The organism is Bacteroides sp. RTP21281st1_H5_RTP21281_210402 (assembly GCF_040918965.1).
In the GTDB taxonomy this organism is placed as follows: domain Bacteria; phylum Bacteroidota; class Bacteroidia; order Bacteroidales; family Bacteroidaceae; genus Bacteroides; species Bacteroides congonensis.
Genome location: NZ_JBCOWR010000001.1, coordinates 738,470 through 753,854 on the forward strand (window position 1 = coordinate 738,470; position 15,385 = coordinate 753,854).

The 15,385-nt window shown below is 39.3% G+C and carries 6 protein-coding genes; all 6 read left to right on the plus strand.

Annotated features, from left to right (window positions below; genetic code table 11):
• Positions 1-126: 126 nt before the first annotated feature.
• The 6 genes from AB5443_RS02960 to AB5443_RS02985 all read left to right on the plus strand — a co-directional run bounded on the left by AB5443_RS02960 (position 127) and on the right by AB5443_RS02985 (position 15,364).
• On the plus strand, positions 127-1,497 hold the full coding sequence (locus tag AB5443_RS02960) for a TrpB-like pyridoxal phosphate-dependent enzyme (RefSeq protein WP_368113215.1): 1,371 nt from the start codon (positions 127-129) through the stop codon (positions 1,495-1,497).
• Positions 1,498-1,631: 134 nt separating this feature from the next.
• Positions 1,632-5,693, plus strand: coding sequence for a two-component regulator propeller domain-containing protein (locus AB5443_RS02965; protein WP_368113216.1), 4,062 nt, complete (start codon positions 1,632-1,634; stop codon positions 5,691-5,693).
• A gap of 591 nt (positions 5,694-6,284) precedes the next feature.
• Positions 6,285-8,420 carry a heparin-sulfate lyase HepC gene (gene hepC, locus AB5443_RS02970; protein WP_368113217.1) on the plus strand — a complete coding sequence of 712 codons (2,136 nt, stop codon included), beginning with the start codon at positions 6,285-6,287 and terminating at the stop codon, positions 8,418-8,420.
• Positions 8,421-8,435: 15 nt separating this feature from the next.
• Positions 8,436-10,697, plus strand: coding sequence for a glycoside hydrolase family 95-like protein (locus AB5443_RS02975; RefSeq protein ID WP_368113218.1), 2,262 nt, complete (start codon positions 8,436-8,438; stop codon positions 10,695-10,697).
• Between the two features lie 250 nt (positions 10,698-10,947).
• Entirely contained in the window at positions 10,948-13,089 is a 2,142-nt protein-coding gene (hepC, locus tag AB5443_RS02980; protein WP_368113219.1) for a heparin-sulfate lyase HepC, read from the plus strand.
• Positions 13,090-13,114: 25 nt separating this feature from the next.
• Positions 13,115-15,364, plus strand: a complete 2,250-nt coding sequence (locus tag AB5443_RS02985) for a surface glycan-binding family protein (protein ID WP_195407962.1) — start codon at positions 13,115-13,117, stop codon at positions 15,362-15,364.
• Positions 15,365-15,385 lie beyond the last annotated feature (21 nt).

Genomic DNA, 15,385 nt, shown 5'->3' on the forward strand with positions numbered 1-15,385 from the left:
TTTTAACAGGGTCGTGCAAACTTAACTAAAATAACAATCAAATGCGATTCTTTGTTGACAAAATTATCCGAATATTAAAAAAATTGTCTACTTTTGGCAGCAGAAAACTAAAAACCACAATATATTATGAGTGACAAAAGAAAACGGTATGTCCTACCGGAAGAAGAAATTCCACACTACTGGTACAACATTCAGGCCGATATGGTCAACAAACCGATGCCGCCGTTGCATCCGGGAACCAAACAACCGCTGAAAGCGGAAGACCTGTTTCCTATCTTCGCGGAAGAACTATCCCGCCAGGAACTGAACCAGACTGACGCATGGATTGAAATACCGGAAGAAGTTCGCGAAATGTATAAATATTACCGCAGTACTCCGTTGGTACGTGCCTACGGACTGGAGAAAGCCCTCGGCACTCCGGCGCATATTTATTTCAAGAATGAAAGTGTGAGTCCTATCGGTTCTCATAAGCTGAATTCAGCTTTGGCACAAGCTTATTACTGCAAGCAGGAAGGTGTAACCAATATCACTACTGAAACCGGTGCCGGACAATGGGGAGCGGCCCTTTCTTACGCAGCAAAAGTATTCGGTCTGGAAGCTGCCGTTTATCAGGTAAAAATCAGCTATGAGCAGAAACCTTACCGCCGTAGCATCATGCAGACCTTCGGAGCACAGGTCACTCCTTCTCCATCCATGTCTACCCGTGCCGGTAAAGATATTCTGACCAAGCACCCCACTTATCAAGGTTCACTGGGTACAGCTATCTCGGAAGCTATCGAACTGGCACAAATGACTCCCAACTGTAAATACACACTCGGCTCGGTACTTAGCCACGTGACTCTGCACCAGACAATTATCGGCTTGGAAGCTGAAAAGCAAATGGAAATGGCCGGTGAATATCCGGATGTAGTTATCGGATGTTTCGGTGGTGGTTCCAACTTCGGTGGTATCTCCTTCCCTTTCATGCGCCATAATATACTGGAAGGAAAGAAAACCCGCTTCGTTGCTGCCGAACCTGCTTCTTGTCCGAAACTGACACGCGGCAAATTCCAATATGACTTCGGTGACGAAGCAGGATATACTCCGTTGTTGCCTATGTTTACATTAGGACACAACTTTGCTCCGGCTCACATCCATGCCGGCGGACTTCGCTATCATGGTGCCGGTGTTATCGTTTCCCAGTTGCTCAAAGACAACCTGATGGAAGCGGTAGATATACAGCAATTGGAATCTTTCGAAGCCGGTTGCCTGTTTGCACAGTCTGAAGGTATTATTCCGGCTCCCGAATCCAGCCACGCTATTGCGGCAGCTATCCGCGAAGCAAACAAATGCAAAGAGACAGGAGAAGAAAAAGTTATCCTGTTCAACCTGTCCGGCCATGGTTTGATTGATATGGCTTCTTACGATAAATACCTGGCGGGTGACTTGGTCAACTATTCATTGACAGATGAAGATATTCAGAAGAATTTGGATGAAATAGGCGACTTGGCCAAATAATCCTCCCGATTTCGAAATCAAACTATACAAGAGAGCCCGGAAGCAGTTCCGGGCTTATTTTTTCCATACCTCATAATACTGTATAGAAAAGATTTTATTATCTTTGATGCCGTTATTAATCTTATGACCTAATAATGAGCTATCTAAAATATATAATAATCTGTCTGTTCTTTCTATGCATAGGAACGAATTCCGCTTTTTCCGAGATTCCGGAACAAATTAACTTCTCCTATATTTCCATCAATGAAGGATTGTCGCAAAGTACCGTATTCGCCATTGATCAGGACAAGCGTGGCAATATGTGGTTTGCCACCTACGATGGAGTGAACAAATATGACGGATATGCATTTACGGTTTACCAGCATAATGAAGACGATCCTAACAGTATCGCCAATGACATCTCACGAATCGTAAAGACAGATAGTCAGGGACGGGTCTGGATAGGTACGCGGGACGGATTGTCATGGTATGATGAAGAAAAAGACCAATTCAAAAACTTTTTCTACGAGAAGAAAGGCAAGCGACAACAGATTAATGGTATCGCTGAAATATCACCGGAACAATTGCTCATCAGTACACAGGAAGGTCTGATTATGTTCGACATAAAAGAATCCAAATTTGTGGAGGATTCTTTTAGTACGGCCATGCATAAGATTATAGCTACCGCCCTTTACAGACATGGCGATGTAATCTATATCGGTACAATGGAGAACGGGCTTTATAGCTACTCCATCCCCCAAAAGAGCCTGGAAAAGGTAACTCCTATATTGGATACTAAACGAATCCAGTCTATTCTGCAACAATCCCCTACCCGTATATGGATAGCTACCGAAGGAGCCGGCCTGCTTCTGCTCAACCCGAAAACTAAAGAAGTCAAGACCTATCTCCATTCTTCTTCCAATCCTAAAAGTATCAGTTCCAATTATATCCGCTCTTTGGCACTGGACTCGCAAAATCGTTTGTGGATAGGCACATTCAATGATTTGAATATTTATCGCGAGGCAAGTGATTCGTTTATTTCATATAGTAGCAGCCCGGTAGAGAGAGGCAGCCTGTCGCAACGTTCGGTACGTAGTATCTTTATGGATTCCCAAGGAGGTATGTGGCTCGGGACTTACTTCGGCGGACTGAACTATTATCATCCCATCCGGAACCGGTTCAAGAATATTCAACGCATTCCTTATAAGAACTCATTAAGTGACAATGTGGTAAGTTGCATTGTAGAAGACAAGGACAAGAACCTGTGGATAGGAACAAATGACGGTGGTCTGAATCTATACAACACTAAAACGCAGCAGTTTACACATTATGCGTTACAGGAAAATGAACGGGAAATAGGAATCGGCTCCAATAACATCAAGGCGGTGTATGTAGACGAGCGGAAATCACTTGTTTACATAGGTACGCATGCCGGCGGATTGTCTGTCCTCCACCGCAACAGTGGACGAATGGAAAGTTTCAACCAAATTAACAGCCAACTGGTTAATGAGAACGTATATGCCATTCTTCCCGACGAAGGGGGTAATCTTCTCTTAGGAACACTGAGCGCTTTAGTCAGTTTCAATCCTGAAAAACAAAGTTTTACTACCATAGATAAAGAAAAAGATGGTACTCCATTCACTTCACAGCAAATCACGACTTTATTCAGAGACTCACGCAAACGGCTCTGGATTGGTGGTGAAGAAGGAGTATCAGTCTTTCAACAACAAGGATTGGATATACAAAGAGCCTCTATCCTTCCCGCGTCTCCTGTCACCAAGATGTTCACCAACTGTATTTATGAAGCGAATAACGGTATTGTTTGGGTAGGTACACGCGAAGGAGTTTATTGCTTTAATGAGAAAGAAAAGAAAATCAAAAGATATACTACTGCCAATGGTTTGCCTAATAATGTAGTCTATGGTATTCTGGAAGATACTTTCGGACGACTTTGGCTAAGTACGAACCGGGGAATTTCCTGCTTCAACCCGGAGACTGAAAAGTTCCGTAACTTTACGGAATCAGATGGTTTGCAAAGCAATCAGTTTAATACTTCCTCGTACTGCCGCACTTCCAGCGGACAAATGTACTTCGGCGGTATCAACGGTATCACAACTTTCCGACCGGAATTACTACTTGACAATCCTTATACTCCGCCAGTAGTAATAACCAAACTGCAACTGTTCAACAAAACAGTTCGTCCGGATGACGAGACTGGTATTTTGACCAAAAATATCAATGAAACGGAAAGCATCACTCTGAAATCATGGCAAACCGCTTTTACTATCGAGTTCGTTGTATCCAACTATATTTCAGGACAACACAATACGTTTGCTTACAAACTGGAAGGATATGATAAAGAATGGTATTATCTGACAGACAAACGCTCTGTCTCCTACTCCAACCTACCACAAGGAACGTATCATTTCTTAGTAAAAGCCGCCAATAGTGACGGGAAATGGAACATGACTCCTACCGCCCTCGAAATCATCGTTCTTCCCATATGGTACAAAACTTGGTGGGCTATACTTCTTTTCCTCGCTACCTTCATCGGCTTTATCACTTTTGTTTTCCGTTTCTTCTGGATGCGTAAAAGCATGGAAGCGGAACTGGAAATAGAACGCAGGGACAAGGAGCATCAGGAAGAAATCAACCAGATGAAGATGCGCTTCTTTATCAATATTTCTCATGAGTTGCGTACTCCACTGACTCTCATCTTAGCTCCTTTACAGGAAATCATCAATAAGATAAGCGACCGCTGGACACGCAATCAACTGGAATATATCCAACGAAATGCCAATCGTCTGTTGCATCTTGTCAATCAGTTGATGGATTACCGCCGTGCCGAGCTTGGAGTATTCGAATTGAAAGTCAAGAAAGAAAATGCCCATCAATTGATACAGGACAATTTCCTGTTCTATGACAAGCTGGCACGTCACAAGAAGATAACCTATACTCTCCATTCCGAACTGGAAGACAAAGAGGTACTTTTCGATCCTAATTATCTGGAACTGATTGTCAACAACCTGCTTTCAAATGCTTTCAAATATACGGAAAGCGGGCAAAGCATCACTGTAACCCTGAAAGAGGAAAATAATTGGCTGGTACTGCAAGTCAGTGATACAGGTATCGGTATTCCCATCAACAAGCAGGGGAAGATATTCGAACGGTTTTATCAGGTTGAAAGCGAGCATGTGGGAAGCGGTATCGGTCTTTCATTGGTACAACGTCTGGTAGAATTACATCACGGTCGCATTGAACTGGATAGCGAAGAGGGTAAAGGCAGCACGTTCTCTGTATATCTTCCGCAGGATATAAACACCTACAAGCCATCTGAATTAGCTTCCAATGATAGCAAGAATGAAGAAGAACAGGTATATTCCACTAATTCCAAGGAGATGTATTTCATTGATACGGAAAAAGTGGAAAATGAAGCTATAGAATCAGGTGACAAGAAACGGGGGACAATTCTTATCGTAGAAGACAATAATGAAATCCGCCATTACCTCAGCAGCGGACTTTCCGAGCTGTTTAATACACTGGAAGCCGGAAACGGTGAGGAAGCTCTGGAGAAACTGAAAGATAATGAAGTCGATATTGTTGTTACTGATGTGATGATGCCTGTTATGGATGGTATCAAACTATGTAAGAACGTGAAGCAGAATATCCGTACCTGTCATATTCCGGTTATTATCCTGTCAGCCAAAAGCGAAATCAAGGATCAGATGGAAGGTCTGCAAATGGGCGCGGATGATTATATCCCCAAACCGTTCTCTCTTGCCATACTGACTACGAAGATTCAGAACATGATGCGTACCCGCAGACGTATGCTTGAACGTTACTCCAAATCGTTGGAAGTGGAACCGGAGAAGATTACGTTCAACGCTATGGATGAAGCGCTGCTGAAACGTGCCGTAGCTATTGTAGAAAAGAATATGGACAATATAGAATTCTCTACCGACGAGTTTGCCAGAGAAATGAATATGAGCCGTTCCAATCTGCACCTGAAGTTAAAAGCCATCACAGGTGAATCTACTATCGACTTTATACGTAAGATTCGCTTTAATGAGGCTGCCAAATTACTGAAGGACGGACGTTATACAGTAGCGGAAGTAAGTACGATGGTAGGATTCAATACGCCGTCTTACTTCGCTACAAGTTTCAAGAAGTATTTCGGATGCCTGCCTACGGAATATATCAAGAAGGCTAAAGGATAATTCCAAGAACTAATAATTCCATTCCCTGTGACATTTTTGTATTTATTCTAAGTTTTATAGGGGGAAATACAAAAATGTCGCAGAGTTCATAATCAACACTTTAAGACTAAAAACAGTACTAAATCAAGATTAGTTTACAAAAAACAATAGGATGATTTTGCTTTTTTCTGACGAAAAACTGCACTTTTATCATAATATCCTATTTGTCAACATATTACCTACAATTACCGTCTATTTTTTACCATTAGTGAATTGCAGTTGTGCAATCACCAAGTTGCACTTGTCCTTCCGAGTAGATATACAAGTGCAACTCATGAGTTACTCAACTGCAACAGATTAGCTCTATTAGGAGAAATCAATAAAAGGATAGCATGATTTGTACAATTCAATTAGATGAAGTCATTAAAACTTCCGCATAATTTGGAGAAAGAATACAGTCCTTTATACATATCAAACAGTATCATTACACAAATTTGATATACTATTCGATAAAACTATTAACAACAAGGCTACTTTCTCCCATATATTTGCATAGAGTTAGTAACCATCTCAAATATAAAATCAAAATCCATCCAAACTAAAGTTTATACTATGAATTGCAAAAACAGATTCCGAATTAATATATGGCTGTTTCTTATCATTACATTCGCAGGATGTACAGATAATGATATTCCACAAAAAGAAAATAATGACATTCCGCCGAAAGAGGAACCGACACCCCCAAAAGAAGATGCTGAAGAATCTTTATTTGATATTCTCAATCTTGATTATTCCGGATTAGAAGAAGTGAAGGCTTTGTATAAAGCCGGTGATAACGATGCAGCCATGCAAAAACTGCTTGTCTATTACCAAAACCGAACTGAGATTCTAAATCCGAATCTATCTGCCACCCTTAATGAAACGGAACAGGGTTATGCCGACTACGCGATAAACGAATATCGTTTTTATGTCAATGACAATTATCTGGAAGATAAAACCAGAAAGATTCCTTATTCATTGCAGAACAATGATAAAACAATCAATTGGGAATTCGCTCCAAAAGGTGCTGATAACGAATATCAGAAACAATTGCATCGTCACAATTGGATGCCTCTTCAAGGGAAAGCTTACCAAAACTCACATGATGAGAAGTATGTTCTCTCTTGGAAAGAAGTGTATACCGACTGGATTACCAGGAACCCCAAACCGGATGGAAAACCGGACAAATTCAAATGGTATCAACTTCAGGTATCTACACGTATCATGGGGCAAACAGAGTCATTCGAGTATTTCAAGTCCTCTCCCAACTTCACTTCGGAATGGCTTTCTTTTTTCCTCATACACTTTGCAGAACACGCTGACTATTTGTCCTTATACAAATATGCCGGAGAAAACAATATTCTACTGAGCCAGGCAGTAGCATTAGTATTCGCAGGGACTCTGTTTCCCGAACTTAAAAATGCCCCGCAGTGGCAAAAAACAGGATGCGACATCATAAATGAACAGACCACAAAGCTATTTTTAAAAGATGGAATGACGAATGACCTCTCACTCCATTATCATATAGGCATAGTGGACGGCCTATACGATTTAAAAAGACTCATCCAATTGAACAAGCTACCGGATAATCTGCTTTCTCCAGAACTTGACAACGTCCTGCTGAAAGCAACGAAAGTCGTCATGCATTTTACGTACCCCAGTTACTTCACAAAAGGAAGTAAGAATTGCAGTCCCGCATTCAATGATTCGTGGATAAAAACACGAAGTGTCTTGAATAAGAATTTCGTAAAATACGCTGAAATGTACCCGGATGATTCAGAACTTAACTACATGAAGACATATGGAAAAGGAACTCCGCCCGACAGCAAAATCAAAACATTCGAATATTCAGGATTTTATGTACTGCGCAATGGCTGGACTCCCCAATCTACGATGTTGGTACACAGCAACAATATATCTTCCAAGTTAGAAGACTCAAGCCACAACCAGCTCGATAACGGAACATTCGAATTATACCACAACGGCCGTAATTTCTTTCCGGATTCCGGTGTTTGCTCGTATATGAAAGAAAATGATACGGAAGTAATGGAACTACGCAGATGGTTCCGCCAAACCAAGGCACACAACACGATGGTTCTGGGACAATCAGAAGAGCATGAAGCCACCGGAAGCGAAAACATCAACAAGGCACAAGGCAAATTAGTATTATCGGAAGAAAACGATAACCAACAACTGATAGTAACGGAAAATCAAGGATATGGCAACTTCAAGCATCGCCGTGCCATCTTCTATGTGAAAAGACCTGTCGAGTTCTTCGCTTTCATAGATGAAGGTTTCGGGACAGCTACGGGATATTCCAAGTTATATTTCCACCTTTGTGATGAAACATCAACCAACAACGTGAATCTGGATATTCAAGAGGCAGGTGCGCACACCACTTTTGAAGATAACAACAACCTGATTATCCGCAGTTTTGGAAATCAGGACATTACATTAAAACCTTTTGAAGGACGAATCTCTTATCAGACAGATAGAAAATACTCTGTCAGAAAAGCCTATTCGCTCATCATGGAGAAGAAGAAAAATGCTCCCGTACGATATATAACTATATTATATCCGGTAACTACTGCTTCCAATCACAAGATTAATGCTACATTTACAGATAATCCTTCAAATTCAGATAATGTCTCCATTGAGGTGACTATTGATAATGAAACATATAATCTGGATTACCAACTCAAAAATTAATATAAAAACAACATTATGAACGTTCGATACAGATATTTTAATTGCCTCCTTTTATTTTTAATCTATTCTTTCAGTATAGATGCTCATCCGATAACCCTTAAACAAGATATTATGTGGGCTGAGTTTATGAGCCGACAAGATATGATATGGGAGAAACTACCTGAATACTGGTATGAATCGGCTTATCTGGGTAACGGCAGATTAGGATTAATGATTTATAAAGAACCCGGAGAAAATTATTTGCGCCTGGAAACCGGCAATTGTGATGTACATGACCATCGTGCCAAAAGAGATGTATTCGGAATTCCCCGACTACTTACGGGACACTTTGCCCTGCAGCCCAAAGGAGAAATTATCAGCGGCAAAATGCGCCTTGACCTTTGGAATGCCGAGGCATCAACAGATATTATCACCACCAAAGGGGTTATACATCTACAAACTTTTGTCCACGCTGACGATATGGTAATAGTAGTCAAAGCAACAACAGAAGGAGAAGAACATGATTTCAAATGGGAATGGATAGCCGCAGAAGCTAACAGTCCACGCTATCTTCTATTTAAAAGGCGGGGACAAATCAATAAAATCCCTAAAGACTATACACTCAATCCCGCACCGGTAATCAACCGAAAAGGAGATATCAATTTATCAATTCAGAAGTTATCGGCAGGCGGTGAGACAACAGTAGGCTGGAAAGAAACTCAGTCGGCTAAAAAAGAGCGTACTTTATGGATAAACCTCACACATACATATCCCCAAAACAATTCGGATGAAATATGTAAAGCTGAAATCCGAAAAGCTATACGTGAAGGCTATCCATCCATGCAAAGGACACATCGCAAATGGTGGAACTCTTTTTATCCTAGCAGTTTCATTACATTGCCGGAAGCACAAAAAGAAAACTTTTATTGGATTCAAATGTACAAACTGGCTTCTGCTACCCGTGGCGACCGTGCCCTAATAGACAATACTGGTCCGTGGCTGACTGAGACTCCCTGGCCAAATGCCTGGTGGAATCTCAATGTACAACTCACCTACTGGGCACTGAACGCTTCCGACCATTTAGACCTCGCAGCCTCTTTAGAAAATGCGCTTTACAATCATATAGACCAGTTACGTCTCAATATTCATCCTAGCTATCGCCATAATTCATTAGGAATAGGAGTCGCATCCAATTTGGAATGTATGACTACAGAGGTCGGTATTCCCGGAAAAGGTAAAGCACAGGTAGGTCTGTTACCTTGGGCTTGCCATAATCTCTGGCTTATTTATCGCCATAAAATGGACGATGATATTCTACGGAATAAATTATTCCCTCTATTGAAAGAGTCAATCAACTACTACCTGCACTTCCTTAAAAAAGGAAAAGATGGAAAATTTCATCTTCCGGCAACCTATTCTCCCGAGTACGACACTACGGAAGATTGTAATTTTGACCTTGCACTCTTACGTTGGGGATGCCAAACATTACTGGAATCAGCCCAACGCTTGAATATTCAAGACCCATTGGCTAAAACTTGGGAAGACGTTCTTCAGAATCTCACTCCTTACCCTATGGATGCAAATGGATTGCTTATTGGGAAGGACATGCCATATGCCTTCTCGCACAGGCATTATTCACACTTACTTGCCATCTATCCCTTATATCTTATCAATAAAGAGCAGCCGGGCGATATTGAAACGATTGAGAGATCACTCGCTTTTTGGCAAAGTAAGCCCAAGGCTCTCCTAGGCTACTCATGTACAGGTGCTTCTTCCATATCTTCTGCTATTGGAAAAGGAAATGACGCACTAGCATATTTGAACAAATTATTCGGCAAGTTCCTTAGCCCTACTACCATGTACAAGGAAAGCGGCCCTGTTATTGAAACGCCTCTATCCGGTGCTCAAAGTATTCATGATATGTTACTTCAAAGCTGGGGTGGGAAAATACGTATTTTCCCAGCTATTCCGGATGCATGGAAAGACATAGCATATTCCGGTCTGCGTACGGAAGGGGCGTTCAAAGTATCTGCCAGCAGAAAAAAGGGAAAGACACAATTTATCCATATCAAAAGCCTAGCAGGAGAGCCTTGTATTATAACGACTGATATAGTTAATCCTATTTTTAAAGGAGAAAGAGACTTCACAATACAGGCACTCGAAAACAATACTTACCAGATTGATTTAAAGAAAGGAGAAGAGGTGTTCATTTCCCCAAAAGGAGAAGAACCGGAGTTTGTCATCTCCCCAATTCCCCATACTTCCAAAAACTATTTTGGATTAAAAATCATCCAATAAGACATCTAAAAATGTACAATAGCAATCTTGTAAGTATAATAGGCATAAATTACATTATGGCACATAATAAGCCTGTTATCAGAGTTATAGCAGGCTTTTTAAACAGAAGTAATATATGATTCAACAAATTTAATATCAAAAAAATCATTTTTGAACAAAGCTTGAACAACACAGCTTAGCGATTAGAAATAAACAGATTACATTTGCAAACAGTAAAATATAACTTTTAATAATTAAAACCTAATAAAGTATGAAGAACATCTTCTTTATTTGTTCACTCGCTCTATTTACACTTGGGGCTTGCTCGGATGACGAGAATGATCTCACTATTGGCGATGGTGGGGATTATGTATATCCACAGCAAAAGCCTAACAGTCTTATCAACGAAAGACTTTTTGATGTAATCAACCTCGATTATCCAGGATTGGAAAAAGTCAAAGCTCATTATGAAGATGGAAATTTGTATTATGCAGCAGACGCCTTGCTCAAATACTATCAAACGAGGACAAATGTCCCTACCAACCCACTTCTGAATCTAATGAATGTCACCTCAACAGAGGATGATAAAAAGAAAGCCGATCAAGCTTTAGAATATCGTTTTTACGTAAGAAACTTCACTGACACAGATGGACTTCCTTATAAATTAAATAAACAGGATGGTAAATTAAACTGGGATAACCGCCCTTCCGGAGTAAGTGATGAATATCCAAAACAACTCCATCGCCATCAATGGTTTATTCCACAAGCAAAACTTTATCGTACTTCAAATGATGAGAAATATGTTCAGTCATGGATAGAAGTATATAGCGATTGGATACTTCAAAATCCCAAACCAGAGGAGGAAGTTAAAGACATCAAACCTTGGTGGCAATTACAAACCGCTTCTCGTCTGGCAGATCAAGTAGAACTGTTTGAATACTATAAAAACTCAAAAAACTTCACTCCAGACTGGTTATCTATATTTTTGAGTAGTTTTGCAGATCATTGTGACTACCTTACTCAATACCGATATAGTGAAGGGGGAAATGTTCTGGCAACTCAAGGCAGGGCATTAGTATTTGCAGGAACTTTATATCCGGAGTTTAAGAACTCTCAGAAATGGGCAGAAACAGGTTTCAGTTATATTGGCAATCAATTCTTAGATGATGGTATGCATGAAGAGTTAGACTTAAGCTATCATATCGACGTTGTCAACACATGCTGTGACCTCATCAAACTTATAGATGCCAATAATCTAAATAATCAATTTGCATCAAATATTAAGAGTTCATTAGAAAAAGCAGGAAATGTAATTGTACAATTCACATATCCTAATTATTTTGAAGGCAAAAATTTCAGTACTTCTGATTATACCTATAGAAATTTTTATGTCCCCGGATTCAATGACACACGTCAGACTTCATGGAATAGAAGTGTACTAAATAGAAACTTCAACACTTTCTATGACCTTTTCCCCAATAATGAAGAATTTAAATACATGGCAGGTTATGGGAAATCGGGTGGAACCTGTCCTGACATTGAAACAAAAATCTTTAGCAACTCTGGTTATTACATTTTCCGTAATGGTTGGACTAAAGGTTCAACTATGATGATCTTAAGTAATAACAATTCAGGAGATGCCAAGCTTCAAGCATGGTCACATAACCAACCGGACAATGGCACATTCGAACTATATTACAACGAACGTAACTTCTTCCCGGATTCCGGTGTACGTGACTATTATAGTTGGAGTGCGGCAGAGCCTAATAAAAGACGCGCAACTTTCCGCCAAAGTAAAATGCACAACACATTGACTTTAGCCGGAAAAAATTTCACTACCACTAAAGGACAATACATTAGTTCAGGTAAAACAAATAATGCTGAAGTTGTAGTATTCGAAAATGCAGGATATTCAAACCTGACACATCGCAGATATGTCTTTTTTGTCGAACAGAAATTCTTTGTTATAGTAGATGAAGGAATAGGTGAAGGCACAAAAGAAGAAGATGTACAACTTCATTTCAATTTATGCGATGGCAGTGACAACGAAGTGATTATAGAAACAGATAAAAAAGGTGCACGCACTAATTTTAGCGACAATAAAAATATACTTGTTCGTACTGTATATACCAACGATGATGCTAATACAACAATTACCAAAGACACTTACGGAGCCGTGTCTTATAATACTGTAGCTGAATATACATTCTCACGTCCGGCTTACCATCTTTCCATGGCGAAAGGTGATAGAAACGCTGCCCGCTTCCTTACCGTTATTTATCCGACATCAAACCCTACTGAAAATATAAATATCACAGGTAGTATGGATAAGGCATATAATCCTAACGGAGTATCAAATATTACTGTAAACATAGATGGTACACCGTATGAACTATCTTACACAATAAAATAAATTTTAATTCTAAAATAAAACAGAAATGAACCTTAAAGATTTATTTACCAAATGTTTGATGTTCCTTGCAATAAGCTTGCTAGGACATTTGGCAGTATCTTGTACGGATACGGAAGAAACCGATTCGTCCAATTTCGCGCTATACTATTATGGAGTCACAGATATTGGCCCTTCCATGAATTTCGAATTAAAAGAGCCTAGTTATATTGGTGGTGCACCTTATGATTTTGCCATCACTAATATCACATTAAACGATGAAGCCTGTTCCACTGAAAGCTTTATTATTAACGAAACAACAGGTGCTATTAGTATTAAAAACACAGCAAACTTAGCAACTGGAACATACAAATTAAATATATCTTGTTATTCTAATGGAAAATACTATGAATTCAAGAATGCAGTACAAATCAATATGCTATTAGCCGTTCCAGAAGGAGTTGTCGTCACACCAGAAGAAGTTGTTGTCAACTTAGATGAAGCAAATTGGATTGGAGCAGCAAACGCACAAGTTACAACTACTGGAGCAGAACATGTATCCATCACAGGTTATTCAATCGCACAGGATGAAAGCAAAGAATACTTAGAATACTTCAGCATTTCAGGAACAGGTAAGATAACAATTAACTCCAAACATCAAGATAAACTAATTCCAGGACAAGAATATACTTTGAGTTTGAAACTGACTACCAATGCTGGTGAGCATCTCTATCCAGATGCTGTAACTTTTAAAGTAATATCCAAACCACGTAACTTATCATATTCACCTAAAACCGTAGAAGTAGATAAAGGGTTTGCGCACGAATCAGAACTTCCTACCATTCAAGGTTCAATGGAAGATTTGAAATATAGCATCACGGCTGTAACTCCAGTTACCAATGCATTTACAATTGATGAAACAACTGGTAAAATTCGATTGTCTGAAAACAATAATTTAGAAATAAGTGAGACGCCATTCGTTATTGACATTACTGTCAGCAACGCTTATGGAAGTACTGAATTCCCCAAAGCATACAATGTAAAAATCGTTAAATACACAGAACCTATAAAACCTGAAACATTTGCTTATAATACACTCAGTATCTATAAAGGAGGAGAAGAAACTCAAAATATAAAAGATGGTTTTGTTGGTGGTAGCCCACATTTTGATTTTGACGAAAACAATAGCGAAGAAATACAATATCAAATACAAAAGGAAAACATTACTATTGATAATGAAACAGGTGCTATTACTATCAGTTCGAAGAATACTCTAAAACCTGAAACATATGATATTAACATAAAAGTAACAAATAGTAAACCAGTAGTAGCTACTACAATATTCAAACTTACTATAGTTCCTAACCCGAATGACTTTAGCGTTGTTAGCTATGGAACAAATATTGAACATCCAATGCCTGAAGAAGGTCAAGAAATAAATACCAAACAGGTTCAAGAGACAAACGCAGACAACCGAAACCAGTTCAGATTTATCAATAGAACGAACTTCCAAAACACATTAGAAGTTATGTATCATGATTTACCTGAAAATGCAACTAAAACATTTGAAATAATTAAAAAATATCCGGAGAATGTAGGTAAGTTTGCAAATACAGAAATAAATCCCAATAATGGTACCATTACACTAGGGAGTGATCCTTTTACTAAAAGTACATACGAAGGAGGTATTCTTTTGATAAAAGTAACAGCATCGGGTCAAGGAGCTCCTACAATATCTAAAAAAATCCCTGTATTTTTCAGTACTCCTAAAAAAGATGCAAGTAATGAAACCATGATTTACACTCCAATTGTCGTAAAAGCTAACCCACGTACAGGAATAAGTAGTTCAGCAGAGTGTAAAGTTATAGGCTGGAATAGTAAAAAGTTCTTAGGTTACAAGGATATAACAAACTTAGTTTTAGATTATAGAGCAGACCAAGCATTCTACAATTTTAGCGATAATCCCAATCATGGTAGTGGAAAAGTTGCAGATAATCCTAAATTATTAATGTATCAAATATGGAAAAAGTACCAAAATAATATAGGGTTAGGTTCAAGAGCACCAATGTCTTATTATACAGAACAAGAAAAGATTGCATCCAAACCAGCATACATTAATCCTACTACCCGCCAAATAACAGTTAATCCCAATAAATGGATAGGTAATGACGAGGAGTATGCAAATGGAGCTGTAATGGCTCAAATCAAATATAGAACTGATGGAAACACTGGTGACGCAGAACTTAATGCTGGTATTGGAGTCTTTCCTGTATTCATCTGGCTTGACGAGAACTTTTAATCTAATAAAATAGAAAATAAA